General features: G+C 71.3%; 21 protein-coding genes. 14 read left to right on the top strand and 7 right to left on the bottom strand.

Translation table 11 applies throughout. The features are described from left to right. The first annotated feature begins 32 nt into the window (after positions 1–32). From gcvP to JOD49_RS11005, 5 genes are all read left to right on the top strand, one after another. Positions 33–2,933, top strand: a complete 2,901-nt coding sequence (gene gcvP / locus JOD49_RS11025) for an aminomethyl-transferring glycine dehydrogenase (RefSeq protein WP_372441281.1) — start codon at positions 33–35, stop codon at positions 2,931–2,933. A 125-nt stretch (positions 2,934–3,058) separates the two neighbouring features. Beyond that, the gene (gcvT, locus tag JOD49_RS11020; RefSeq protein WP_205307230.1) at positions 3,059–4,234 is read left to right on the top strand and encodes a glycine cleavage system aminomethyltransferase GcvT; all 1,176 of its coding nucleotides are present in this window, start codon (positions 3,059–3,061) and stop codon (positions 4,232–4,234) included. A gap of 61 nt (positions 4,235–4,295) precedes the next feature. Continuing rightward, positions 4,296–4,667 (top strand): glycine cleavage system protein GcvH, encoded by a 372-nt coding sequence (gene gcvH / locus JOD49_RS11015; protein ID WP_205307229.1) that lies wholly within the window; start codon positions 4,296–4,298, stop codon positions 4,665–4,667. 380 nt (positions 4,668–5,047) lie between these two features. Further along, positions 5,048–5,290: a LuxR C-terminal-related transcriptional regulator gene (locus tag JOD49_RS11010; RefSeq protein ID WP_138826958.1), complete on the top strand. Its 243-nt coding sequence runs from the start codon at positions 5,048–5,050 to the stop codon at positions 5,288–5,290. A 163-nt stretch (positions 5,291–5,453) separates the two neighbouring features. Further along, complete coding sequence (locus JOD49_RS11005; protein WP_205307228.1) at positions 5,454–5,882, top strand: (deoxy)nucleoside triphosphate pyrophosphohydrolase; 429 nt, start codon at positions 5,454–5,456, stop codon at positions 5,880–5,882. On the opposite strand, the gene JOD49_RS11000 is transcribed toward JOD49_RS11005, so the two are convergent. After that, on the bottom strand, positions 5,851–6,435 hold the full coding sequence (locus JOD49_RS11000) for a P-loop NTPase family protein (RefSeq protein WP_307822498.1): 585 nt from the start codon (positions 6,433–6,435) through the stop codon (positions 5,851–5,853). The two genes, JOD49_RS11005 and JOD49_RS11000, sit on opposite strands and share 32 nt — an antisense overlap. 186 nt (positions 6,436–6,621) lie before the next feature. Between JOD49_RS11000 and JOD49_RS10995 the strand changes: the two genes are divergently transcribed. After that, positions 6,622–7,044, top strand: a complete 423-nt coding sequence (locus JOD49_RS10995) for a hypothetical protein (protein WP_205307227.1) — start codon at positions 6,622–6,624, stop codon at positions 7,042–7,044. 79 nt (positions 7,045–7,123) lie between these two features. On the opposite strand, the gene JOD49_RS10990 is transcribed toward JOD49_RS10995, so the two are convergent. Further along, on the bottom strand, positions 7,124–8,263 hold the full coding sequence (locus JOD49_RS10990; protein WP_205307226.1) for a PrsW family glutamic-type intramembrane protease: 1,140 nt from the start codon (positions 8,261–8,263) through the stop codon (positions 7,124–7,126). 292 nt (positions 8,264–8,555) lie between these two features. On the opposite strand from JOD49_RS10990, the gene JOD49_RS10985 reads away from it, so the two are divergent. From JOD49_RS10985 to JOD49_RS10960, 6 genes are all read left to right on the top strand, one after another. Then, positions 8,556–9,875: a sensor histidine kinase gene (locus tag JOD49_RS10985; RefSeq protein ID WP_205307225.1), complete on the top strand. Its 1,320-nt coding sequence runs from the start codon at positions 8,556–8,558 to the stop codon at positions 9,873–9,875. Next, entirely contained in the window at positions 9,872–10,537 is a 666-nt protein-coding gene (locus tag JOD49_RS10980) for a response regulator transcription factor (protein ID WP_205307224.1), read from the top strand. The genes JOD49_RS10985 and JOD49_RS10980 overlap by 4 nt, the downstream gene beginning before the upstream one ends. A gap of 557 nt (positions 10,538–11,094) precedes the next feature. Then, complete coding sequence (locus JOD49_RS10975; protein ID WP_307822497.1) at positions 11,095–14,511, top strand: PQQ-dependent sugar dehydrogenase; 3,417 nt, start codon at positions 11,095–11,097, stop codon at positions 14,509–14,511. 59 nt (positions 14,512–14,570) lie between these two features. Beyond that, positions 14,571–15,575 (top strand): TIM barrel protein, encoded by a 1,005-nt coding sequence (locus JOD49_RS10970; protein WP_239525194.1) that lies wholly within the window; start codon positions 14,571–14,573, stop codon positions 15,573–15,575. A gap of 26 nt (positions 15,576–15,601) precedes the next feature. Further along, positions 15,602–16,870 carry a hypothetical protein gene (locus JOD49_RS10965; RefSeq protein ID WP_205307222.1) on the top strand — a complete coding sequence of 423 codons (1,269 nt, stop codon included), beginning with the start codon at positions 15,602–15,604 and terminating at the stop codon, positions 16,868–16,870. A gap of 149 nt (positions 16,871–17,019) precedes the next feature. After that, on the top strand, positions 17,020–18,279 hold the full coding sequence (locus tag JOD49_RS10960; RefSeq protein WP_205307221.1) for a DUF916 domain-containing protein: 1,260 nt from the start codon (positions 17,020–17,022) through the stop codon (positions 18,277–18,279). Between the two features lie 78 nt (positions 18,280–18,357). Here JOD49_RS10960 and glf read toward each other — a convergent pair whose 3' ends face one another. Continuing rightward, the gene (glf, locus tag JOD49_RS10955; RefSeq protein ID WP_205307220.1) at positions 18,358–19,509 is read right to left on the bottom strand and encodes a UDP-galactopyranose mutase; all 1,152 of its coding nucleotides are present in this window, start codon (positions 19,507–19,509) and stop codon (positions 18,358–18,360) included. Positions 19,510–20,066: 557 nt separating this feature from the next. Between glf and JOD49_RS10950 the strand changes: the two genes are divergently transcribed. Together JOD49_RS10950 and JOD49_RS10945 are read left to right on the top strand one after the other, a co-directional pair. Further along, on the top strand, positions 20,067–20,765 hold the full coding sequence (locus tag JOD49_RS10950) for a GtrA domain-containing protein (RefSeq protein WP_239526305.1): 699 nt from the start codon (positions 20,067–20,069) through the stop codon (positions 20,763–20,765). 11 nt (positions 20,766–20,776) lie between these two features. Further along, positions 20,777–21,805 (top strand): glycosyltransferase family 2 protein, encoded by a 1,029-nt coding sequence (locus JOD49_RS10945; protein WP_205307219.1) that lies wholly within the window; start codon positions 20,777–20,779, stop codon positions 21,803–21,805. Positions 21,806–21,886: 81 nt separating this feature from the next. On the opposite strand, the gene JOD49_RS20755 is transcribed toward JOD49_RS10945, so the two are convergent. From JOD49_RS20755 to JOD49_RS10925, 4 genes are all read right to left on the bottom strand, one after another. Continuing rightward, a complete protein-coding gene (locus JOD49_RS20755) occupies positions 21,887–23,287 on the bottom strand; it encodes a sensor histidine kinase (protein WP_205307218.1) in 1,401 nt (466 codons plus the stop codon). After that, entirely contained in the window at positions 23,284–23,997 is a 714-nt protein-coding gene (locus tag JOD49_RS10935) for a LytR/AlgR family response regulator transcription factor (RefSeq protein ID WP_205307217.1), read from the bottom strand. Before JOD49_RS10935 ends, JOD49_RS20755 begins: the two co-directional genes overlap by 4 nt. 124 nt (positions 23,998–24,121) lie before the next feature. Then, positions 24,122–25,492 (bottom strand): MFS transporter, encoded by a 1,371-nt coding sequence (locus JOD49_RS10930; RefSeq protein ID WP_205307216.1) that lies wholly within the window; start codon positions 25,490–25,492, stop codon positions 24,122–24,124. Positions 25,493–25,597: 105 nt separating this feature from the next. Next, positions 25,598–26,554 (bottom strand): PhzF family phenazine biosynthesis protein, encoded by a 957-nt coding sequence (locus tag JOD49_RS10925; RefSeq protein WP_205307215.1) that lies wholly within the window; start codon positions 26,552–26,554, stop codon positions 25,598–25,600. Position 26,555 lies beyond the last annotated feature (1 nt).

The raw sequence follows: 26,555 nt of genomic DNA, 5'->3' as shown, positions 1-26,555 counted from the left end.
GTCGTCTTCCTCGCCGACCCCCGGAGACCTCCGTGACACAGCAGCCCAGCGACGCGTTCGACCGCGCGCACTTCCCGTTCCGCCACCTGGGGCCACGCCCGGTCTCCGAGGACGCGGCCGGCGCGCCCTCGGGCGAGGTCGCGACCATGCTCGCCGAGCTCGGGTACGACTCGCTCGACGCGCTGATCGACGCCGCGGTCCCGGACTCGATCCGCACCGACCGACCCCTCGACCTGCCCGCGGCCCGCACCGAGTCCGAGGTCCTCGCGGACCTGCGTGCCATCGCGGCCAAGAACGTCGTCAAGACCCAGATGATCGGCCTGGGGTACTACGGGACCATCACTCCCCCGGTCATCCGCCGGAACGTGCTCGAGTCCCCCGCCTGGTACACGGCCTACACGCCCTACCAGCCCGAGATCTCGCAGGGCCGCCTCGAGGCCCTGCTCAACTTCCAGACCGTGGTCCTGGACCTGACCGGGCTCGAGGTCGCCAACGCGTCGCTGCTCGACGAGGCGACCGCCGTCGCGGAGGCCGTCGCTCTCATGTGGCGCGCGGCCAAGGGCGGGGCGGGCGTCGTCGCCCTGGACTCGGAGCTGTTCCCGCAGACGATCGCGGTGACCCGGGCACGGGCCGAGTCGGTGGGCCTGCCGGTGGTCGTCGTCGACCTGTCCGAGGGCGTGACGGCGGGCCTCGTGGCCGCCGGCGTGGCGGACCAGAAGCTCATCGGCATGGTGCTGCAGCAGAGCGGCACCTCGGGCGTGGTCCGGGACCTGCGCCCCCTCGTCGCCGAGACCAAGGAGCAGGGCGCCCTGGTGACGATCGCGGCCGACCTCCTGGCCCTCACGCTGCTCGTCTCCCCCGGCGAGCTCGGCGCGGACGTCGCGGTGGGCTCCGCCCAGCGCTTCGGGGTCCCGCTGTTCTACGGCGGCCCGCACGCCGCGTTCATGGCGGTCCGCAAGGGCCTGGAGCGCTCTCTCCCGGGCCGCCTGGTCGGGGTGTCGGTCGACGCCGACGGCGACCAGGCCTATCGCCTGGCCCTGCAGACGCGCGAGCAGCACATCCGGCGCGAGAAGGCGACGAGCAACATCTGCACGGCGCAGGCGCTGCTCGCGATCGTCGCGTCGATGTACGCGGTCCACCACGGGCCCGCGGGGCTCAAGGAGATCGCGGAGCGCGTGCACTCGCGGGCCGTGGCGCTCGCCAACGGACTGCGGGCTGCGGGCTTCGAGCTCCAGCACGACGTCTTCTTCGACACCGTGGCGGTGGTCGTGCCGGGCCGTGCGGCGGCGCTCGTCGCGGCGGCCGCGGCGGCCGGGATCAATGTGTACAACCCGGATTCGGATCATGTACAGATTGCGTGCGACGAGGCCACGACGCCCGACGACGTGCTCACGCTCGTCGAGGTCTTCGCGGGCGGACAGGACCTCGGGTTCGTCGGCGGCGGCAGCGTGCTGACCCCGGACCTGCTGCGCACGACCGGGTACCTGACCCACCCGGTGTTCCACCGGCACCGCTCCGAGACCGCGATGCTGCGCTACCTGCGCTCGCTCTCCGACAAGGACCTGGCGCTCGACCGGACCATGATCCCGCTGGGCTCGTGCACCATGAAGCTCAACGCGACCGCCGAGATGGAAGCCATCTCCTGGCCCGGTTTCGCGGACCTGCACCCGTTCGTGCCCGCTGACCAGGCCCTGGGCTACGCCGAGCTGATCGACGGTCTGCAGAGCCAGCTCACCGAGATCACGGGCTACGCGGGTGTCTCGGTGCAGCCCAACGCGGGCTCGCAGGGAGAGTTCGCGGGCCTGCTCGCGATCCGCGACTACCACCGCTCGCGCGGCGAGGAGGGGCGCGACGTGTGCCTCATCCCCGCGTCGGCGCACGGCACCAACGCGGCCTCGGCCGCGCTCGCCGGCATGCGCGTCGTCGTCGTGGCGACGTCCGAGAGGGGCGAGGTCGAGCTCGACGACCTGCGCGCCAAGCTCGATCAGCACGGCCCCCAGGTCGCGGCGATCATGATCACCTACCCCTCGACGCACGGCGTCTACGAGGAGCACGTGCGCGAGGTCTGCGATCTTGTACATGCTGTGGGTGGTCAGGTGTACATCGACGGAGCGAACCTCAACGCGCTCGTCGGCCTGGCCCGCCCGGGCGAGTTCGGGGGCGACGTCTCGCACCTGAACCTGCACAAGACCTTCTGCATCCCGCACGGCGGCGGCGGCCCCGGCGTCGGACCCGTCGCGGTGGCCGAGCACCTGGTGCCGTTCCTTCCCGGCAACCCGCTCACGGGGGAGGGGGCCGCGCCCGTCTCGGCCGCCCCCTTCGGCTCGGCCGGCATCCTGCCGATCTCCTACGCGTACGTCGCCCTCATGGGGCCCGACGGCCTGGAGGCCGCGACCAAGACCGCCGTGCTCGCCGCGAACTACCTGGCCAGCCGCCTGACCGAGCACTTCCCCGTGCTCTACACGGGCGAGGCGGGCCTGGTCGCGCACGAGTGCATCCTCGACCTGCGCCCGATCACCGCGCGGACCGGCGTCACGGCCGAGGACGTGGCCAAGCGACTCATGGACTACGGGTTCCACGCGCCCACGCTGTCCTTCCCGGTCGCGGGCACGCTCATGGTCGAGCCGACCGAGAGCGAGGACCTCGCCGAGCTCGACCGGTTCGTCGCGGCGATGGTCGCGATCAAGGCCGAGATCGACGAGGTCGCGGCCGGCACCTGGGGCATCGAGGAGTCGCCGCTGCGCGGGGCCCCGCACACGGCCGCCGCTGTCGTCTCGGACGCCTGGGACAAGCCGTACTCGCGCGAGGTCGCGGTCTACCCGCTCGCTACGCTGCGGTCGGGCAAGTACTGGCCGCCCGTGCGTCGTATCGACGGGGCCCGTGGCGACCGGAACCTCGTGTGCTCCTGCCCGCCGATCGAGTCGTACTCCTGAGGTTGTCAGAACCAGCGTGACCTCGAGGCCACGCTGGTTCTGACAACCTCGGACCCACCCCAGGACTGTCAGAGCGAGCGTGACGTGGAGGTCACCCTCGTTCTGACACCGCAGAGAGGATCACCATGACGGAGTCCGCGCAGGACACCACCCCGGTCGCTGACCGCCTCAGCCCGCTCCACGACGAGCACGTCGCCCTGGGAGCCTCGCTCACGAGCTTCGGCGGCTGGCAGATGCCGTTGCGCTACACGAGCGACCTGGCCGAGCACCGCGCGGTGCGTGAGGCCGCCGGCCTGTTCGACCTCTCGCACATGGGCGAGATCGAGGTCGCCGGTCCGCAGGCTGCCGCCGCCCTGGACCACGCGCTCGTCGGCAACCTCACCGCGGTGGCCGTGGGACGTGCGCGCTACACCATGATCTGCGCCGAGGACGGCTCGGTCCTCGACGACCTGGTCGTCTACCGCCTGGGCGAGGAGCGGTTCCTCGTCGTCGCGAACGCAGGGAACGCGCCGCTCGTGACCGACGAGCTCGTCCGCCGGTGCGAGGGCTTCGACGCGACCGTCACGGACCAGGCCGCGAACACCGCGCTGGTCGCGGTCCAGGGCCCGCGCGCCGAGGAGATCGTCGGCTCGCTCGTCGCTCCCGAAGATGTACAAGTTGTCGAGTCTCTGAAGTACTACGCGTCCGTCGAGCTCCGGGTCGCCGGGATCGACGCCCTCGTCGCGCGCACGGGATACACCGGGGAGGACGGGTTCGAGCTGTTCGTCCCCGCCGGGCAGGCTCGTGAGCTGTGGCAGAAGGTGCTGGCCGCGGGGGAGCCCCTCGGCCTGGTCCCCGCAGGGCTCTCGGCCCGCGACTCGTTGCGCCTCGAGGCGGGCATGCCGCTCTACGGCCACGAGCTCGACACGACCACCACCCCCTTCGAGGCGGGCCTGGGCCGGGTCGTGAAGCTCGACAAGGTCGACGGCGAGGGCAACCCGCTCGACTTCGTGGGCCGTGCGGCCCTGGCGTCCCGCAAGGGGGCTCAGCCCGCGCGCGTCCTCGTGGGCCTGCGCGGCCTGGGCAAGCGGCCGGCGCGCGCGGGCTACCCCGTCGTGATCCCGGGCAAGGACCCCGACGTGCGGATCGGCTTCGTGACCTCGGGCGCCCCCTCGCCGACCCTCGGCTACCCCGTCGCGATGGCCTACGTGACCCCCGAGTTCAGCGCCGAGGGCACCGAGCTCGCGGTCGACGTCCGGGGCCGTGAGGAGCCGGTGGTGATCGTGCCCATGCCGTTCTACCGTCGTCCTCAGACGTCCTGACCCGGGCCCCGGCCCGACCTCCCGACCCCCAGATCTTCCACCAGCAGACCAGGAGCACCTCATGGCAGACTTCCCCGCCGACCTGCAGTACACCGCCGAGCACGAGTGGCTCGACACCTCGACGCCCGCCGTCGTCGGCATCACGAGCACGGCCGCCGAGGCGCTCGGTGACATCGTCTACCTCGAGCTGCCCGAGGTCGGCGCCACCGTCACGGCCGGCGCGGTGATCGGCGAGGTCGAGTCGACCAAGTCGGTCTCCGAGCTGTACTCGCCCGTCAGCGGGACGGTGGCCGAGGTCAACCAGGCCGCGATCGACGACCCGTCGCTCGTCAACGCCGAGCCCTTCGCGGGGGGATGGCTCATCAAGGTCGACGTGACCGAGACGGGTCCCGTCCTCACGGCGGACGAGTACAGCGCGCTCGTGGGCGGCTGACCACCCGCTTCCTCCCGAGGTTCCCCCGAGGGCCGTTCCGCGACGCTGTCGCAGGGCGGCCCTCGGGCGTCTCCGGTTGTCACTCAGCACGCTGGGGCGCGAGACTGTGAGGCGGGTCACATTTCTTGTCGCAACGAACAGGGCGTGATCCGTGACACATCGGAGAAATCGTCCGTTGTCGCCGGAGCCGGCGTTTTCGGTATCTGACCTGCGTGGATACTGTGCATCACGCCGCGGGGGACCCCGTCGGGAAAGATCGCTGAGATTGAGGGTGAAGAACCGCGTCATGAATCGCGAGCTCACCCATCTCTCCCAGTAGCAGCACCTCACCGGATCGACCCATGACGCGATGGGAAGACCGGTCAGCACATGGAGGAAGCATGAGCATCATCGAACTGGCCCGGACAGAGTCGCCGGCCGTCCAGCTCGCAGCACCACTCACCCGCCGTGAGCAGGTCGTGCTGTCGAACCTCTCCGAGGACATCACCCTGGAGCAGATCGCTACCAAGCTGTTCGTCACCCGCAACACCGTGAAGTCGCAGGTACGCAGCCTCTACCGCAAGCTCGGTGTCTCGACGCGCGCCGAGGCCGTCCAGTGGGCCAAGGACGCAGGCATCCGCTGACGTCGGTTCTCGGCAAGGGGTCCGCCCGCTCGACGGGTGGGAGACACGGGGACGGTCCGTCCGTGCTCGGGGGCTGGGGGTACGTGGTGCACGCGGCCACGCGTGACGAGTCGGGCATCAGCCCGGCCAGGTCTCGTCGTGGTCGGCGTGAAACACTGCGCACATGACCTCCCGCCGTCTCGTGGTGGCCGCCGCCGTCGTCGACGACCTCACGACCCCTCGCCTGCTGCTCGCCGCCCGTCGTTCTCGGCCGGTCGAGCTCGCTGGGCGCTGGGAGTTCCCGGGGGGCAAGGTCGATCCGGGGGAGACACCCGTCGACGGGCTGCACCGCGAGCTCCGCGAGGAGCTGGGGGTGCAGGTCGTGCTCGGTGACGAGCTCGCCGGGCCCGACGAAGGTGGCTGGAACATCACGGACCGGCACGTCATGCGTCTGTGGCTCGCCCGCATCGTGGCGGGGGAGCCCGAGCCGCTCGTCGAGCACGACAGGCTGTCCTGGCTGCCGACGGGCGAGTGGGGGAGCGTCGACTGGTTGGACGGCGACGTCCGGATCGTCGACGCGCTCAGCGGCTGGGTGGCGCGGGAAGCCGTCTGACCCAGGTCTCGACCTGACGTCTGCTGCGCAGGCGCACGAGAGCCGGAGGCGTGTCCTGACGTGCGACCGTGGCCGGGAGGTCGCGCAACGAGTTCCGCGTGGACCAGGCCCAGCGGATGACGTGGCCCCGGTCCCGGAGCACCGTCCGGAGCGGCGGTTCGACGTTGCCGTTCCACAGCACCTCGCGTCGCCGCGCGCGCCGCACCGTCCGCATCACGACCTGCCGCATCGTCGTCGCCACGGGCAGGTCGAGCCACACGACGAGGTCGGCCTCGTCCAGGAGGAGCTGTCGCGCCGCGCGGTACTGCCACTCGACGACGAAGCGCTCCTGCCCGACGACGCCGCGCACGTCGTCGAGGAACGTCGCCCGAGGCGTCCAGCCGGGGCCGTGGAAGAGCGCGTCGATCTCGGTGTGCGGCAGGTCCAGGCGCGTGGCGAGGCGCTGCGCGAGGGTCGTCTTCCCCGACCCCGAGACCCCGGCCACGACGACGCGGCGAGGACTGTGCCCGAGGTGAGCGACGACGTCGTCCAGGGGGCCGAGGGTGATGTGCACCCGGGGACCCTACCTGGCGGGCCGTCGCTCCCCGCCCGGTTTCACCGCGCGCTCCCGGACCCGCGCTGGTATCACGGAGGGACGTGAGGCGAGCCGGGAAGTCGGACCGGGGCGCCGGTGCTCACCTCCGACCGGTCGACCGGGCCTCGTGCACGCACGGTGTCCCCCTGCAGAGAGGTGACCCGCATGAGCGACCTCACCGGACTGGGCCCCCCGGCCCGACCCACGAGCGTCACGGTCGCGGTCGTGCTCACCTGGATCGCCGCGGTCACGGACGTGGTGGGCAGCGTCGCGCTGTTCCTGCTCGCGGGCGACGCCGCAGTGACCGGGGCGATCGCCGCGTCCCGTGCCGAGATCCAGTTCTTCGCGCTCCTGAGCCTCGTCGTCGGGGTCCTCGTCGTGCTCGTCGCGCTCGGCCTCCAGACCCGGGGGCGATGGGCGCTCATGGCGATCACGGTCGTCATGCTGATCCGGGTCTGCGTCGGTGTCTACTCGCTGCTGCGGTTCGGCCCGCACCACCTGACGGGCGCGGTGCTGACGATCGTCGTCGCGCTCCTGGTGCTCGCACTGCTCTGGAACCGGGCGTCCCGTCGGTACTTCCGCGCCTGACCGACGCCCCCGCAGGGGACGACCGACGCCCCCGCACCCCGACGAGGGGAGCGGGGGCGTCGGCCGTCGCTCGGAGGGCTCAGCCGTCGACGGGCTCGCGGGCGGGGGCGCCCTGAGCGGGAGCCTCGCCGCCCGAGACCTTCTGCTCGCCGAGGTGCTTCGGGGTCCAGCCCGTGCTGACCGAGCCGATCATCTGCGGCGGTGTGTGCTTGCGCGTCCACGCCTTGAAGACCAGGTACATGACGATCACCAGGACGTACCGGACCATGGCCAGGAGCGACTGGACCGTGGGCTCGCCGCATCCCAGGGTCGCGCTGGTGTCGTTGAGCGAGTGGACGACCATGACGAGCAGGATCCCGCCGACAGCGGCCGGCATCCCCTTGCGGCCGTACAGGTGCCAGGCGCGCCACGCGATCGCGACCGCGATGCCGGTGAAGAGCCAGTGGAACGGCGAGACGCCGAAGATGCGGGCGACCTGGGCGGCGATCACCGACCCGGTGGTGACGGCGGGGGTCTCGCCGCCGCAGAACGCCGGGCCCGATGCGGCCGCCATCTGATAGGCGTACAACGTGGTCTCCGCGATCGCGAAGCCGAACCCGGCCGCGAGCCCGATCGCGACACCCGCGCGGGGGTTGCGGTAGGTGCCGAGCAGGAACAGCGCGATCGGGACGAGCAGCTTGGCGGTCTCCTCGGTGAACCCGACGAGGGCCGTCGCGAGCGAGATGCCGCCGATCGAACCGGTGAGGTCGTTGAGGTTCAGGGCGACGAGGAACGTGGCGCCGGCCGAGGCGACCGCGACGGCCGCGACCTGGCGGAGCCCGATCACGTCGCGCAGCGCGAGCTGACGATCGACGAACCCGTAGAACGCCCAGCACACGAGGGCCATCGCCAGGAAGCTCGTCACTGCCATGACGTGCACGTTCTCGGTCGCCTGGTAGGTGGCGACCCCGATCCCGAGCACGACCAGCGCGGCGGCGAGGATCCAGACCCACCGGCCCCAGAACCGGCCCCGGAAGTGGTGGCCGCGGTTCGCCTGCTCGGCGCCGTCCGCGACCCGTGCCGTCCAGGCCTGGCCGTCCCAGAGGCGGCTGCGCGGGGACTTGGAGGCGGGGTCGGGGAACCAGCCCGCGGCGGGGGCGTCGGAGCGCTGCGGGGCGAGGCGCCATGCGGCGTAGAAGCCGACGATCAGCAGGACCGCTCCGAGGATGTTGAGCATCATGACTTCAGCCAATCACTAGGTTCCGTCGTCGAGCCTCCGAGCGGCGCGACACGCCGACGCCCGTCGGTGTGACCCGTGGCGAGACCGGGACGTGGACGGGGGCCGCCGGGGGCGGGTGCTCTGGAGCTCATGACTCGAGCCTCGCGCGGCGAGGGCTCCACCGCGTCCGTCCCGCTGTCGATCTCTCGGGGTCGGTGTACCGCAGCCGCGGTACGGGAGGAAGGGGGCCGTGCGCGCCACCCGGCGCTGAGGGGCGCCCGGCTCCCCGTGCGTCCGCCGGTATCGTCGAGGAGTGACGACGGACCGCCCCGCCCCCGAGCCCCCCGGTTCGTCCCTCCGCACCGGGCGACGGACGGGTGCGTGGGGGCGTTGGCGCGCTCTTCCGGTCCTGGTCCGCGACGCCGTCGGGGCCGTCGTCGTCCTCCTGGCCTTCGCGACGCCCCTGGTCGTGGCGCCCGAGACGAACCCGAGCACGGTCGCATCGGTCGTCGCGCTGGTCGTCGCGTGCACGGGGCTCGTGTGGCGCCGGACGAGACCCCTGCTCGCCGCCGGTCTCGTGCTGACGGCTACGGTCGTCTCCGCGGCGTTCGACGCCGAGTCCGCGCTCGCGCTCGGTCCGGGCCTCGTCGCGATCTACTCGGTCGCGGCGTACGCCCGGCACGTCGAGGCCGCGACGGCGACGGCGGTCACGGTCGTCGCGTACCCGGCGGTGCTGGTCCTCGTCGACGGGATGGACCTGACGAGCACGTACGTCGTGCTCGTCGTCGTCCTGCTCCTCCTGGCCGCGACGCTGGGCCTGGCGATCAGTTCCCAGCGCGCGGTCGTGGCGGCGGCCCGGGACCGCGCTGCCCGCGCCGAGGAGTCGCGCGAGGCAGAGGCAGCCCGGCGGGTCACCCAGGAGAGGTTGCGGATCGCCCGCGAGCTGCACGACGTCGTCGCGCACCACGCGGCCGTCATCAGCGTCCAGGCGGGGGCCGCCGAGGCCCTGTTCGACAAGCGTCCGGACGCTGCCCGAGAGGCGATCGGGCACGTGCGCGACGCGGGGGAGCGGGTCCTGACCGAGATGTCGACGCTGCTGCACCTCCTGCGCGAGCCGGACGAGGCCGCCGCGGGAGGCGCGAGCCCCGCACCCGGGATCGGGCGGCTCCCCGAGCTTCTCGGCGAGGTGCGGGCGACCGGGCTCGAGGTCGTCGAGCGCACCTCCGGCACCCCGCGTCGCCTGTCCCCGGTCGTCGACCTCACGGTCTACCGCGTCGTCCAGGAGGCGCTGACCAACGCGCACCGGTACGGGAGCGGCCAGGCCGACCTGCGCATGGTCCACGGCCCGGGATCGATCGAGGTCGAGGTGGTCAACCCGCTCCCGGCCCGTGACGCGCGGGGTGCGTCCGGCGCCCGGGGCAGCGGCCTGGGGCTCGTCGGTCTCCGCGAGCGGGTGGCAGCGGCGGGCGGCACGGCCGAGGTGGGCTCGCGAGACCGCACCTGGTTCGTCCGGGTCTCCCTTCCCGTGCCCGACGACGGCGCGCCTCGCGCCGGCTCGGCAGGGGCTGGTCGGCCACGAGGCGGCGAGCCCACGGACGGCCCTGCCGACCCCGTCGCCCTGGAGGCACCGTGACCGTCCGCGTCCTCGTCGTCGACGACCAGGAGCTGATCCGCGCGGGCCTCGCCGCGTTGCTCGACGTGAACGACGACCTCGAGGTCGTCGGCGAGGCGGCCGACGGTGCGCGAGCCGTCGACCTGGCCAGGGAGCTGCGGCCCGACGTCGTCGTCATGGACCTGCGGATGCCCGGCACCGACGGGATCTCCGCGACCGCGCAGATCGCGGGCGACCCGGCGCTCGCGGACGTGCACGTCCTCGTGCTGACGACCTTCGAGGACGACGAGCACGTGATGGGCGCGTTGCGTGCCGGGGCTGCCGGCTTCCTCGGCAAGGGGGTCCGGCCCCAGGTGCTCGTCGACGCGGTGCGGACCGTCGCGGCGGGGGAGTCGCTGCTCTCGCCGACCGCGATGCGCAGCCTGGTCGCCCGGGCGGTGTCGACCGAGCCGCGGCCGAGCGTCGACGGCGACGCGTTCAGCTCGCTGACCGAACGGGAGCGCGAGGTGGTCCTGCTGGTCGCCCAGGGGCTGAGCAACGACGACATCTCCGCACGCCTGCACGTCACGTCGCTCACGGCCAAGACGCACGTGAACCGTGCGATGGCCAAGCTCGGGGCGCGGGACCGGGCTCAGCTCGTGGTGCTCGCGTATCGGTCGGGGCTGGCCACGGCCGAGGGCTGAGGAGCGTCGCGCCGACGCCGGGAGCGCACCCCGGGTGGTGCTGCGGGGGTGCGGGGTGACCCGAGCTGCGCACCCGAGGAGGCCCTTGGCCGGACCGTCCCGCGCTCCGGCCGGGGGCGAGCCGCGCTGTCCCCCCCGCGCGCGTGATCGGCATCTGTGCCCTACTAGTGAGCGCCAGGTTTCAACTTTTGATTGACAGGCGATAGAAGTCGCCCTAGATTCCTACCAGGTGGTCGAGGAAGACCGCCGTTCTCGCAGGCAGATCCACCCTGAACCATGACATACCGAGTGTCTTGCCTCCGGTGGGAGACGCTCGTCCCGCCGGGGGAGACCCCGGTGCTCAGCCGGTGCAGCCCGCTCGACGGGGCACCACCACTCGACGGCGAGGGGAGGACGACAGCAGCGGCGAGGGCAGAGGAGCCCAGGGCGCCGCCCCACGAGACAAAGACCGAGCCACCCGCGATCTCGCTGTTGCAGCAGCGAGCGGTGGCCCGGTCCGGCGATGAACCCCGATGAGGAGCTGCATCACTGTGAAGTCTATTCCTGAACGAAGGACCGTGAGATCAAGGGTGGTGGCCGCCTCCCTCGCGGGCGTCCTGGCCCTGACCGGCCTCGCGGCCGCGACGGCCCCGGCCATCGCGCACGACGGCGTCGACCACGGCAGCGAGCCCGGTGCAGAGGCCGCGCTCGACTGGTCCAACTACGAGAAGATCCTGCTGACCAAGGACGTCGGCGAGCCGATCGACCTCGCGATCCTGCCCGACGGCAAGATCCTGCACACCGCACGCAACGGCGACGTCCGGCTCACGGACCCCCAGACCGGCGTCACCGCGATCACCAACAAGATCCCCGTGTACGCGAACTCCGAGGACGGCCTGCAGGGCATCGCGGTCGACCCGAACTTCGCCGAGAACAACTGGGTCTACCTCGTCTACGCCCCGATCAGCGGGACCCCGACGGGCTCGGCGCCCAACACGCTGCCCGCCGGCGCCGACGCGACCTACTGGGACCAGTGGAAGGGCGTCAACCGCCTCTCCCGTTTCCAGTGGACCGGCACCGGGCTCGACCTGGCCTCCGAGCAGAAGATCCTCGACGTCGAGGTCCAGCGTGGTCAGTGCTGCCACGTCGGCGCCGACATCGACTGGGACGGCGACGGCAACCTCTACCTGTCGACCGGTGACAACACCCCGGCCAGCGCGCCCGGAGCCAACGGCTTCGCCCCCAACAACGACGCTCCCGGGATGAACCCCGGTCTGGACTCGCGTCGCGGCGCCGGCAACACCAACGACCTGCGCGGCAAGATCCTGCGCATCACGGTCCAGGCGGACGGCACCTACACGATCCCCGAGGGGAACCTCTTCCCGGTCGGTACCGAGAAGACGCGGCCGGAGATCTTCGTCATGGGTGTCCGCAACCCGTTCCGCATCGACGTCGACCCCGAGACGAACAGCCTCTCGTGGGGGGACTACGGACCGGACGCGGCCAACGCCGACCCGAACCGTGGCCCCATGGGCTACGTCGAGTGGAACACCGTGAGCCTCGACGACCCGCACAACGCGGGCTGGCCCTACGTGCACGGGCCCAACGCGGCCTACAACGAGTGGAACTTCGCGACGAGCACGCCCGGGGCGTTCTTCGACCCGGCCGCGCTCAAGAACAACTCGCGCTGGAACACGGGCCTGGTCGACCTGCCACCGGCCCGTGCGGCGACGCTCTACTACGGCGACCGCCCCGGCGACCAGCCGTGGGACGAGCTCGTGAACTTCGGGGCAGGCAGCGGCCAGGCGCCCATGGGAGCCCCCGTCTACCACTACGACGCCGAGAACCCCTCGACGTCCAAGCTCCCGGAGTACTGGGACAACAAGGCGTTCTTCGGTGAGTTCTCGCAGGACTACCTGGCGGCCTTCACGGTCGACTGGGACTCCTACGAGGTCACGCACATCGAGGACTTCACGCCCAACGCGCAGCTCGCGAAGAACGCGCAGCCGCTCAACGACAACATGATCGACATGGAGTTCGGGCCCGACGGCTCGCTCTACGTGCTCGACTACGGCGACGGCTTCTTCCGCGCCAACCCGGACGCCGGCCTCTACAAGGTGTCCTACGCCGAGGGGAACAAGGCCCCGCAGGCCCGGTTCACCGCCAACCCGACCTCCTCCTCGGAGGCCCCGCTCGCGGTGGCCTTCGACGCGGGCACCTCGAGCGACCCCGACGGCGACGCCCTCACCTACCAGTGGGACTTCGACGGCAACGGCTCGTTCGACGCCACGGGCGTCACGGCGAACCACACCTACACGGCCCTCGGCCAGTACAACGCCCGCCTGCGCGTGACCGACGCCAAGGGCAAGTTCACGCTGACCTCCAAGGTCATCTCGGTCGGCAACCAGGCTCCGACGGTCACGGTCGACTACCCCGGGAACGGCTCGTTCTTCAGCTGGGGTCAGGCCGTGCCGTTCAAGGTCTCGACGAACGACGCCGAGGACGGCACCGCGACCGTGTGCAGCCGCGTGGCGTGGACCTACGGTCTGGGCCACGACGAGCACGCCCACCCCGAGGTCTCGGGCACGGGCTGCACGGGGGCGTGGAAGACGTCGCCCGACTCGCCGCAGCACGGTGAGGGCGCGCACATCTACGGCGCCGTCGTCGTGTCCTACACCGACAACGGGCACAACGGCCTGCCTGCCGCTCCTGGCGAGGCGACCGTCCAGCTCAACCCGTTCGTCCAGCAGGCCGAGCACGCCAAGAGCACGGGCGTCGTGGCCTACGAGGACGAGACCGCAGGGGCCGGTCAGGCGATCCGTGGCCTCGGCACCGGTGACCACCTGTCCTACAGCCCGGTGAACTTCGCCGGGATCACGGGCGTCAAGGTCGTCGCCAACGGCGGCGGGCAGCTCCAGCTCCGCTGGGGTGCGGCCGACGCCGCACCGTTCGCCACGGCACAGATCCCCGCCGGCGCGGGCTGGAAGGAGGTCACGGTGCCGTTCACGAACGCCCCGCAGGGTTCGGGAACGCTCTTCGTGACCTCGACCAACGAGCTGGCCGTCGACTCGTTCGACTTCCAGGGCGTGGGCGTGGGCGACGTCAAGGCACCGACGATCACGCACTCGCTCGACCCGGCAGCGCCCACCGGCGTGGGCGGCGTCTACAACAAGGCCGTGCGCATGAACCTCGACGTCAAGGACGACGGCGCGCTCGCGAGCGTGCAGTACTCGACCAACAACGGTCAGTCCTGGACGAACGTGGCCGCCGCGAACGGCGCCTACGGGGTCAGCTTCACGACCAACGGCGCGCGCACCCTCCAGTACCGCGCGACCGACACGGGCGGCAACGTCTCGACGGTCGGGTCGGTCTCCTTCACGATCGACCTCGCGGCACCGAACGAGCCCACGGTCTCGTCGGTCACCAAGGTCGCCGTGTCCTCGGCCCGCGTCTCGTACGGGGCTCCGGGCGAGGCCACGGTCACCGTCACGGGCGAGGGCGGGACGCCCACGGGCGACGTCGTCCTCACCTCGGGCGACACCGAGGTCGGTCGCGGGACCCTCGTCGAGGGCGTCGCGACGATCGCGCTCGACCCGTCGCTCGCCGTCGGGACGCACACCCTCAAGGCGAGCTACCAGGCCGACCAGGTCTTCAAGAAGTCCTTGTCGACCGTGCGCCTCACGGTGGCCGCGGCCTCGTCGACCGTCACGGGCTCGATCTCGCCCAACCCGGTCAAGCCCTCGATCGCCGCCAAGGCGAACATCTCGGTCGAGAGCTCGACGGGTGTCGTCGCCACGGGCGACGTCACGGTCACGGTCAAGCGCAACAACGCCACGGTCGCGACCCGCACCGGGACGCTCGACGCCGAGGGCCACGTCGTCGTGACGCTCCCGAAGCTCCCCGAGGTGGGCACCTACAAGGTCGAGATCGCCTACCAGGGCTCGACCGGCGTCACCAAGAGCGCGACGTCGCTCAACCTCACCGTCCGCAACTAGGCACGTGGTGGCCCGGGGCTCGCGCCCCGGGCCACCGAACCTCACCTCGAAGGAGAGACATGAGTTCACACGAGCACTACCACGAGTCCATCCCGGCTCGGCCGATGAGCCGGCGGAACCTGCTCAAGGCTCTCGCGGCCTCGACGGTCGCCGTGGGTGTCGGCGCGGCCCTGGGCCCGACGGCGGCGTCCGCCCTCGGCGGCGTGGCCGCGGCCCCCAGCAGCGGACGCAACCGCCTGGTGCCGGTCAACCGCATCGGCATCCAGCTCTTCACGATCCGCGACAAGGTCAGCTCGCTCGGTTTCCGGGCCGTGTTCGAGGAGCTCGCCGACATCGGCTACTCCGAGGTCGAGTTCGCCGGCTACACGCAGGGCCAGATCGGCGCGATCACCCCCGCGCAGATCCGCCAGCTCCTCGACGACAACGGCCTGCGGGCCGTGGGGTCGCACGTCAACCTCAACCCGAACAACATCGACGCCGAGATCGAGAAGGCGCTGATCCTCGGCATGCCGCACCTCGGCCAGGGCGGCCCGATCAACGGCACCAACACGGTCGCGGCGTGGACGACCGCGGCGCAGACGTGGAACGCCATGGGGGAGAAGGCCAAGGCGGCGGGCCTCAAGCTCTACGCGCACAACCACGACGGCGAGTTCCGCTTCACGTCCGACGACCCGAACCGTCGCGTGTACGACCTGCTGTGGGACGAGTTCGACCCGTCGCTCGTCTACTTCGAGATGGACGTCTACTGGGCGCACGTCGGGCAGTTCAAGTACCCCGGGTTCGAGCCCATCGAGTACATCAAGCGCGACCCGCGGCGCTTCCCGATGCTGCACCTCAAGGACGGCAAGGCCAACCCGAGCAGCGCCAACGGCTACGACATCATCGAGTTCGGCGCCGGCAACATCGACTACCAGTCCTTCCTCTCGCAGCTCCGCACGCGCGGCCAGCACTACGGCCTGTACGAGCAGGACAACGCGAGCTCGGTCGCCGAGCCGCCGAACCCCTTGAACTCGCTGGGCAACGCACGACGCAGCTACACCTCCATCTACGGCCTTCGCGGCTGACCCACCGAGATCACAGGAGAATCGACATGAAGTGGAAGGTTTCAGCAGCCGCTGCCGCAGCGTTCGCGCTGCTCGCGGTCGCCGCGCCGTCGGCGCACGCCGCGGTCACGAACTGCACGACCGAGCTCGACGACACGGTCGTCGCGGGCGACCTGGTGGTCCCCGCGGGGGCGACCTGCGTCCTGGGCGGCACGACGGTCCAGGGCTCGATCACGGTCGGTGACGACGCGTGGCTCGACGCGACCGAGGCCGTCATCGAGGGCGACGTCGTGGCGACCGACGCGTACGGCGTCCTGATCGACGGCGCGAGCGTGGGCGGCGACATCAGCTCGTACACCGCTGGCTCGCGCGCCGGGTTCCTCTACCTGTACGACCTGCGCGTGGGTGGCAGCGTCGCGACCGGCGGGGTGGACGTCGAGATCTCGGACACGAAGATCACCGGCAACCTCACGACGCAGGCCGCGACCTACGTCGACCTGCTGCGCACGAGCGTGGGCGGCGACGCGACGCTCGGCGACAGCGACTTCGGCGTGAGCGTCGGGGGTGCGGTCGTCGGGGGCAGCCTGTCCGTGACGGGCACCTCGCGCGACGCGCTGGTCGGTGCGAAGGCCGACGGCACCGCCGACCAGTGGGGCAACACGGTGGGTGGCGACCTGGTCCTGACGGGCAACACCGCGAACCTCCAGGTCGCGGGCACCACGGTCCACGGGGCCGTGCGCCTCGCGGACAACACCCCGGCGGCGAACTTCGGTCCGGGCAACACCGCGGGCTCGGTCGAGGGCGACCTCACCGGCACGGCCCCCGGGGCTCTCGCCGCGGGCGACCAGTCGGTCGCGGTCGTGATCCCCGAGCCCCGTCCGGGCGAGCTCACGTGGAGCCTCGAGGGCTCGACGGGCCTCGTCGACCTGGGCGTGGCCGAGGAGCAGGGCGACCACTTCGCGGCCTCGGGCGACCTCGTCCCGGTCCGGGTCACGGACACCCGCATCAACGCCCCGGCGTGGTCGGTCTCCGCACAGGTGAGCGACTTCGTCGCGGGCGGCGAGACGGTGTCCGGCAAGTACCTCGGGTGGACGCCCGAGCTCCTGGAGAACGACGGCGGAGCGGTCGCGGGTGCGCCCGTCGCGTCGGGCTTCGTCGAGGGTGACGGCCTGTCCGTCGCCCGCACCCTGGGCAGCGCGGAGGCCGGGCACGCCCGCGGCTCCGCGGTCATCGGGGCGGAGCTCGACCTCAAGCTCCCGCTCTCGGTGAACGAGGGGACCTACAACGCGACGATGACGCTGACCGCGCTCAGCTAGTCACGCCGTGACCGTGGTGCCGGCCGGCCCGTTCCTCCACAGGCCGGCCGGCACCACCGCTCGACAGCCCGTCCGAACGGCCCGGACAGCCGCCGGACGGGGCGAACGACCCGGCCACCTCGGCCGGAACCACGAAAGCAGGCACGACCATGGCGATCCAGCCCCTCTCCTTCGGAGCCTCTCGCGACTCCGCGCCCGCCGTCGGACGCACCACGCACGACCGGCGGTCGGCCGACCGTGCACGGGCCAACGCCCGGGCGCACCAGCGGGAGAACGGGCACAGCCATGCGCTGTGGCTCCTCGCGGTCCTTGCGGTGACGCTGGTCGTGGGCCTGCTCGCCTCGCTCGTCGCCCCTGGCGCGTCGGCACTCCAGACCGGCAGCGCGCAGACCGGAGCACAGCCGCAGGGGGTGAGCGCCGCCGTCGGGCCGGAGGATCCTGCCCCGCCCGCCGCGTCCCCGGTCACGTGGGGCGTGCGACCCGCCGACACCGTGCACGGCACGGAGCGTCCCAACTACGCCTACGCCCTCGAGCCCGGCGCGAGCCTGGACGACGGGATCATCGTCTCCAACTACACGCAGGGCCCCCTGACGTTCCGCGTCTACGCGGCCGACGGGTTCATGACCGAGGCGGGCGAGCTCGACCTGCTGCCCGCGGGCGAGGAGTCCTCCGCGCTCGGCGCGTGGGTGTCGTTCGCGGGCGAGGAGGTCACGGTCGACGGTGGCGACAGCGTGGTCGTGCCGTTCACCCTGACCGTCCCGGCCGACGCGACGCCGGGAGACTACGCGGCGGGCGTCGTGTCCTCGCTGCTGGTCGAGAACGCCGAGGGCGTGAGCGTCGACCGTCGCCTGGGCTCGCGCATGCACCTGCGCGTCGCGGGCGACCTGGTCCCGGCCGTCGTGGTCGACGACGTGTCGGTCACCTACGACGGCACGCTCAACCCCTTCGCGGCGGGCGACGCGACCGTGACGTTCACCGTCACGAACGACGGCAACACGCGCCTCGCCCCCGGCCAGAGCGTGCGGGTCGCGGGCCCGTGGGGCGTCGGGGCGCAGAGCGCACCCCGGGTCGCGCTCCCCGAGCTGCTCCCCGGGACGTCCGTCACGCGGACCGTGACGGTCGACGGCGTGTGGCCGCTCGGCCGCCTCTCCGCGTCCGTGGCGGTGTCCGCCGAGGTCGTCACGGCGATCGGCGCGGCCGACGCGAAGGCCCCGGTCGTCGCCCCCGCGACCGCGACGGCCTCGACGCTCGCGGTGCCGTGGGCGGCTCTCGCCCTGGTCGTCCTCCTGGTCGCGGCGGTCGTGCTGTGGCGTCGCGCTGCCCGACGGCGGCGCGCGAGCGACGAGCGCAAGGTCGCCGAGGCCGTGGCCCAGGCCCTCAAGGAGCGCGACGAGCAGCCCGTCGCCTGACGTGCCCCGGCGGCCTGGCGTGCTCCGGCCGCCTGACGTGCTCCGGCCGCCTGACGTGCCCCGGACGCCTGGCCGGGGTCAGGAGAACAGCGGGTCGAGGCGGTTGTCGACCATCGAGAGCGCCGACCCGATCGCCATGTGCATGTCGAGGTACTGGTAGGTGCCCAGGCGGCCGCCGAAGAAGACCTCGGGTTCGCCCTCCGCGAGGCGGCGGTAGGCCGTGAGCCGCTCGCGGTCGACGGCGGTGCTGACCGGGTAGTAGGGCTCGTCGGTGCGCTCGGCGAAGCGGGAGAACTCGCGCATGATGACGGTCTTGTCGCTCGGGTAGTCGCGCTCCGGGTGGAAGTGCCGGAACTCGTGGATCCGGGTGTAGGGCACGTCGGCGTCCGGGTAGTTCATGACCGAGGTGCCCTGGAAGTCGCCCACGGGCAGGACCTCCTGCTCGAAGTCGAGCGTCCGCCACGAGAGCGCGCCCTCGGCGTGGTCGAAGTAGCGGTCCACCGGCCCGGTGTACACGACCGGGACGTGGCCGACGACCGCGTTCTTGTGCACGGGCTGCGCGGCGTCGAAGAAGTCGGTGTCGAGCTGCACGGTGATGTTCGGGTGGTCGGCCATGCGCTCGAGCCACGCCGTGTACCCGTCGACGGGAAGGCCCTCGTGGGTGTCGGCGAAGTAGCGGTTGTCGTACGTGTACCGGACCGGCAGGCGGGAGATGATCGACGCGGGCAGGTCCCGAGGGTCCGTCTGCCACTGCTTGGCCGTGTAGTCGCGGACGAACGCCTCGTAGAGCGGGCGGCCGATGAGGCTCACGCCCTGCTCGTCCAGGTTCTGCGGGGTCCTCCCGCCGAGCTCGGCCGCCTGCTCGCGGATCAGGGCGCGCGCCGCGTCAGGACCCAGGGCGCTGCGGAAGAACTGGTTGATGGTGCCGAGGTTGATCGGCAGGGGATAGACCTCGCCGCGGTGCGTGCTGTAGACGCGGTGCACGTACGACGTGAACCGCGTGAACCGGTTGACGTACTCCCACACCCGCTCGTTCGAGGTGTGGAAGAGGTGTGCCCCGTACTGGTGCACCTCGATGCCGGTTTCGGGCTCGGTCGCGCTGTACGCGTTCCCCCCGATGTGCGACCTGCGGTCGATCACGAGGACCTTGAGCCCGCGCTGCGTCGCGAGGCGCTCCGCCACCGTCAGGCCGAAGAAGCCTGCTCCCACCACCACGAGATCCGTCATCATGCTCCCAGCTTGACCGGCCGTCGCGTCGCTCGGCGCACCTGCGCCGAGGGGCACCCGTGCGTCCCGGGAATCTCACCGGGAGTCTCGGGATCGAGGTCACGGGCGCCGACGAGCTCGAAAGGACTGCAGCATATAGCGCCCTGCTGAGCGCCCTGCTGCGCGGGTGGTCCGCGGGCCCCGCGGGGTCCTCGTGCCTGCCGCGGCCCCTGCCCGTGGGTGCGGTGGGGCGACAGATCATGCGTCCTGATCGACAGGTTGTGCACGCCACGCGGGGGGCGGCCCCCGGGGGTGCTTGACTGCCGACGACGCCACTCCCGGACGGGGAGGCGGCGCCGCAGTACCCACGACCCCCACCACGAGGACGACCGCCGCACCTGCGGCCGGGTGTCCGGATCGGGTGCACGGACGACGCCTCGTCCGTGCACCCTGTCACCGAGGAGCACGACGGAGCACCCGAACGGCAAGGAGGCCGATGACGATCGAGACGTTCTCCTCCCCACGGTCCCGGCTTTCCTCCACGCTGCGCGGTACCCCTTCTTCCTGAGAGTGAGTGTGTGATGTTCGGTCGGATTGGTCAGGCGTGGTCGGGGTTTGCTGAGCGGCGTCCGGGGACGGCGCAGTTCTTGTTGTTCTTCTTGTTGAGCAATGGTGTGACGGTGCTGCAGCTGGCGTTGATGCCGGCGTTCAAGGCGGCGTTCGGGTTGACGGGGTTGGTGGACACGAGCTTTCAGGTGTTGCCGGTGGGGTCGAATCCGGATGGGTCGTCGTTCTTCGTGTTCGACTACGCGGCGGGGGCGTTGCCTGAGGGTGGGGGTGGGTTGGCGTACTTCTTGGCGGTGCAGATCACGTTGTTGATCGCGCAGGTGATCAACTTCTTCGCTCAGCGCAACGTGACGTTCAAGTCGAACACCTCGATCTGGCGGGCGGCGTTCTGGTACGTGGTGGCCTATGTGGTGATCACGTTCGCGGCGGCGGCGTTGCAGGGCGTGTACAAGGCGCCGATCTACGAGCTGTTGATCGACACGTGGGGGTGGGGCAAGACGGGTGAGACCGCGGCCGACATGGTCACGATGATCATCAACAGTGCTCTATCGTTCTGGGTGTTCTTCCCGATCTTCAAGATCATCTTCAAGCGTGACCCCGAGGTCCAGGCCGAGCAGGCCGAGGCGCCCGGCCCTGCTCAGGTGGCGGGTGTGCCGGCGGCCGGGGGTGCGGGGGAGTCCTCGTCGTCGGCCCGTGCGGGCCAGGAAGTCTGAAGAGTGCGCTGATGTCCAAGCTGTTGACGATCGTGGTGCCGTGCTACAACTCCGCGGCGTACATGCACCGCAGCATCGACTCGTTGCTGCCCGGTGGTGCGCGGGTGGAGATCTTGATCGTGGACGACGGGTCCTGGGACGACACGGCCCAGATCGCTGACCGGTACGCCGCCGCCCACCCGGGGGTGGTGCGCGCGATCCATCAGCCCAACGGGGGCCACGGGGCCGCGATCAACACGGGCCTGGCCCACGCGCGCGGGCGGTTCATCAAGATCGTGGACTCCGACGACTGGCTCGAGGCCGGCGCCTACGCCAAGGTCCTGGACCTGCTGGAGTCCTTCGTCACCCACGAGACCGGCATCGACGTGCTGATCAGCAACTTCGTCTACGAGAAGGTCGACAAGCGCAACAAGAGGGCCGTGCGCTACACCAACGCCCTGCCCCAGGACCGGGTCCTGGGCTGGGACCAGGTCGGGCGCCTGCGCAAGAACCAGTACATCCTCATGCACTCCCTGATCTACCGCACCGACCTGCTGCGCGAGGTCGACCTGGTCCTGCCCGAGCACACCTTCTACGTCGACAACCTCTACGCCTACGCACCCCTGCCCGCGGTCCGACGCCTGTACTACCTGAACGTCGACCTCTACCGGTACTACATCGGCCGCGCCGACCAGTCCGTCAACGAGACCGTGATGATCTCGCGCGTGGACCAACAGCTACGCATCAACCGCACCATGATGGAACACCTGTCCGCGGCCCGCGCGAACCCCGCCACCCCCCGCGCCCTCAAGCGCTACATGCTGCACTACCTCGACATCGTGTCCCTGGTCTCCTCGATGCTCCTGGTCCGCGCCGGCACCCACGACGCCCTGCGCAAGAGAGACGAGTTCTGGGCCGACGTCGCCGCCCACGACCCCGCCCTGTACCGGCGACTACGCCGCACCACCCTGCACCAGATCTCCCACCTCCCCGGCAAACCAGGACGCCACCTGTCCGTCCTGGCCTACAAGACCGCCCAACGCGTCATCGGCTTCAACTAGAGCCGACCCGGGCGCGCGTCCCCCGGCGGTGCGCGGCCCCGACGGTGCGCCGTCCCCGGTGGTGCGACCCGGGCGCGCGCGTCAGTACCCCGACGAGTCGGGCGGGCCCAGGGCTTCCAGCTCGTGGTCCTGGGGTCGCGACCTGCGCCCCTCGGGCACCGGGATCAGGGCTCGCACCACGAACCAGTCGGACTCGGTGCGCACCGTGAGGGACCCGCCGTACCCCTCGACGACCTGACGCATGTTCCGCAGTCCGTATCCGTGGTTGAGCGCGTCACGCTTGGTGGTCCGGGGGATGCCGTCGTCGAAGTCGAGGTCGCCCAGGTGGTAGTTCTCGAAACGCACCAGGACGAGCGCGCCCTGGGTGTAGACCGCGACGCGCACGAGCCGGTTCTCGGAGTCCGCGAGCTTCGCCGTGCTCTCGATCGCGTTGTCGAGCGCGTTGCCGAAGAGCGCGCTCAGGCCCATGGGGTCCATGAAGGACAGGGCTGCGCCGTCGACCACGCACGTCAGGGTGATCCCGAGCTCCGCGCACTGCGCGGTCTTCGACGTGAGGATCGTGTCGAGCACGGGGTTGCCCGTCTCCACCTGTGCGCCGTACCCCCGGATGCTCTCCTCGAGCTGGTCGAGGTAGGACGCCTTGGCCGCCGGGTCGTTCTCGGTCCGGATCGCGGTGACGAAGTGCTTGAGGTCGTGGTACTTGCGATGGACGATGTCGATGTTCCGCTTGGACTGCAGGTACTGCTCGTGCTGAGAGCGCAACATCCGGTTCATGGCCTCGACCTCGACCGCGCGCTGGAGCTCGAGCCGTTGGCCCTGCTGGGCGTAGAGAGCGACGTACCCGGCGAGGTCGACGAGGGTGCGGATGTAGAAGATCTCGGGACCGAACTGCGCGCTGAACGGTGTGTTCGAGCTCACGAAGCTCACGTTGCTCATGAGGAACGTGACGGCGGCGATCGCTGCCGCGCTCAGCAGCCCGCGCCGGTCGACCTCGAGCTGCTGGTCGGGCGGGAAGTGGCGCCTCTCGATGACGTAGGCCGTCGTGAAGGCCGTGCCGTACACCAGGACCACCAGCCCCGCCTGGACCCCGAGGCCCGTGAACCCCTGGTCGACCGCGTAGCTGTAGAGCTGCCAGTGGAGGGACGCGACGAGCTCGGCGAGCACGAAGGCCCGGGCGGTGAAGTACCCGGCCTCCCGTGCCGACACGTCGGCACACAGCACGACCACGCTGTAGACCGCGGCCACCGCGAGGGCCATGCCGAACGTCCACAGCGAGATCGGCAGCTCACCGGCGAAGGACTGGACGGCCCACAGGAGTCCGAGCCCCAGGCCGAGCAGCAGGGCCAGGATGGGCGGGGTGAACCGCTTGCGCAGGAGCAGGATGTACACGAGGCACGCGGACCACTCGGCGAAGGCCGTGAAGCCGCGGGGGATGTCGGGCAGGACCTCGCGGGCGGTCTCTGCCAGGACCTCCTGGATCACGCGACGCGTCCGCCGACGTGGTCGGCGAGGGCGTCGAGGAAGGCGCGCTTGCGCGGCCGGCTGACCTGCAGCTCGTCGCCGCCGCGCATGACGCAGGTGTTCTGGTCGACTGCCGTGACGTGGCGCATGTTCACCAGGTAGCAGCTGTTGCTGCGGAAGAAGCCCTTGTCGGCGAGGTCCGCCTCGAACGTCTTGAGGGCACCCGTGAACGCGTACGTCCGGTCGACGGCGTGCACGATGACCCGGTGCTTGATGCTCTCGATGTAGACGACGTCGAGGAGGTCGACACGGGCGAGCGCACCGTTCACGGTGAGCATGAGGGTGTCCGCACCGCTGCGCCGGACGCGGTCGATGCTACGACGCAGCTCCTGGGAGAACGCGAACCAGGGGACGGGCTTGAGGAGGTAGCTCAGCGCGTCGACCTCGTAGCCCTGGATCGCGTACTGCGCCATGTTCGTGACGAAGACGATGACGACCTGGGAGTCGAGCGTGCGGATGTGCCGGGCGGTGTCCAGCCCGTCGAGGTCGTTCATCTGGACGTCGAGGAACAGGATGTCGAAGTCGGGCCGATAGCCCGTGACGAGCTCTCGGCCGTCGGAGAACGTGCGGACGTCGAACGTCACGTCGTTCTCGACCTGGAACCGGTCGAGGTGACCGAGCACGATGTCTCTGCTCGCGGGCTCGTCGTCGACGACGCCGATGCGGATCATGCTGCGAAACCTCTTTCACGACCCCCGATGACTCCCCCAAGATACCAAGCAATGCAGGCAGGGGATCGGCGCGAAACGGCGGTTTCGGGCACCCTGTCGACCGGGTTCGCGCCGGGGGCGTTCGTCACGCCCGGTCGGCCACCAAGATCCTGCTCGGCTGCGGCAGCGGCTTGACCCAGCCGGCGAGCACGATGCTCAGGACGGTGGCCACCGTGATCGTGAGCAGGGCGTGGCGCCCGCCGATCGCGTCGGCGAGCAGCCCCAGGACGGGCGGCGCGGTGAGCTGGCCGAACGAGATGAACGAGGTCACGACCGACACGCGTCCCGGAGCCCGCAGCGGGTCGTCCGAGGCCGCGGCGATCGCGATCGGGTTGGCGAGCGCGGCTCCGCAGCCCCACAGCACGATGCCGAACCAGGCGAGCGGGAGCCCGGGGGCCAGGCCGAACAGGAGCAGCCCGACCAGCGCCGAGACGCCCGAGGCCCGCAGGATCGTGACGCGGCCGAACCGGTCGATGAGCCCGGTCCCGGCGAACCGGAAGACCGTCATCGCGGCGACGAACGTGCCGTAGGCCATGGCCCCGACCGCCTCGCGCACCGCGAAGCCGTCGACCATCGAGATCGAGAGCCAGTTGCCGGCGGACCCCTCGGACAAGGACGCGGCGAGGAGGACCAGGCCGATGAGGAGGGTTCGTGGCTCGCGCCACGCGGACAGGGCGTTGCGGAGCCCCGCCCCGCGGCGCCCGGCCGGGCGCGGGGTCGCCTCGTCCGTGACGCCGTGCGCCGCAGCGGGTTCCGCCGCGGAGCCGGCCGGAGCGTCGGCCACCTCGGCGGCCACCTCGTCGGTCGCGTCGCTCCTCCCGCGGGCCGACGGCGCCGCGACGGCCAGGCGGTCGTCCGCACCGGTCGCGGCCTGGCGCTCGGGGGCGAACACGGTCGCGGGTGCGATGAGGAACACGCGCGCGATCGCGACGAGGGTCGTGATGACCACGAGCTGGACCGCGATGTGGATCTGCGCCCAGGAGAACGCGGCCCCGACGAGCGCGCCCGCGCCCGCGCCGATCGAGAAGGCCGCGTGGAAGTGGGGGAGGATCGCGCGGCCGACGCGCTGCTCGACCATGGCCCCGTTGAGGTTGATCGGGACGTTCATCAGGGCGCCGCTGATGCCGTTGGTGAACGCGCCGACCGCGAAGACGCCGACGCTCCCGGTCGCCGTGCCCCACGCGACGAGCAGCAGCGCGACGAGGTTGACGACCGTGGCCGCGGCGAGGGTCCGGCGGCTCCCGAACCGGGCGACGACCGCGCCCGTGGACATGACGGCGAACAGCGCACCGACCGCGCCCACGATGAGGATCAGACCCAACTGTGCCGAGGAGACCCCGAGCGCCTCGCGGATCGAGGGCAGTCGCGTCATCCAGCTCGTGCCCACGATGCCGAAGAGGGCGAAGAGCGCCATCAACGACCAGCGGGCGCGACCGACTGCAAGGTTTCCTGACATTCAGCGAACTCTATGCCGCGGTCGGCCGCCTTCTCATCGTGTTTCTGTGGGCGGGACGAGCCGGTCCGGCGCCGCGGCCCGGCCCGACCCCTGCGCCCGGGCCGGTCAGAGCAGCACGGTCCCGTCGATGCAGGTCACGGCGTCGCCACCGACCCAGACGGTGTCGCCGCCCTCGCCCTCGTCGGCGGTCCCGGTGGCACGTGTCACGTGCACGCGCCCGGCCCGCCCGAGCGCCGTGCCCTGGCTCGCGACGTACTCGGCGGGCAGCAGGCCGTCCGGCTGGAGCCACTGCGCGACGACCGCGTTGAGGCTGCCCGTCACGGGGTCCTCGGGGATGCCCATGTCGAGCGCGTAGCCGCGCACCTCGACCGCGGCGCCGTCGGGGCCGTCGTAGCGCCCGTCCCCGAGCGCGGTGTACGGCCCGACGACGCCGATCGCCAGGTCGCCCAGCCCCGTGAAGTCGGGGTCGAGGGCCAGGACCTTCTCGGCCGAGCCGAGCAGCAGGACGCGCCAGCCCGGCCCGTTGTCGAGGAACCGGTGGTCGACGACGTCGCGGGCCTCGAGCCCGAGCGCGCGCGTGATCGCGGCGAGGGTCGAGAGGTCGACGGGCTCGTCCACCAGGAGGTCGGGAGCCGCGAAGGCGAGCCGGCCGCCCGGGGAGGCTCCGCCGTCGGGCCGGTCGGTCAGGTCCGACGCGGGGGAGCGGCGCAGCGGGACCAGCCCGATCCCGCACTCCTGGACGACGACCCCCGGCTCGCGCGGCGTGCCGCCCGCGGCGAGCCACGCGTGGCACGAGCCGAGCGTCGGGTGCCCGGCGAACGGCAGCTCGCCCGCTGGCGTGAAGATGCGCAGTCGGTAGTCGGCGCCCGCGGCCGCGCCCTCGGGGGAGGGCGGGAGGAGGAACGTCGTCTCGGACAGGTTGGTCCAGCGGGCGAAGGCGGCCATCTGCGCGTCCTCCAGCCCGACGGCGTCGCGCACGACCGCGACCGGGTTGCCCCGGTAGGGGGTCGTCGTGAAGACGTCGACCTGCGAGAACGGGCGAGGACGGGGCTGTGGGGTCACA

The sequence above is a fragment of the Oerskovia jenensis genome, assembly GCF_016907235.1.
Classification (GTDB): Bacteria; Actinomycetota; Actinomycetes; order Actinomycetales; family Cellulomonadaceae; genus Oerskovia; species Oerskovia jenensis.
The sequence above is the reverse complement of the archived record's forward strand: the minus strand, read 5'-3'. Positions and strand labels throughout refer to the sequence as shown.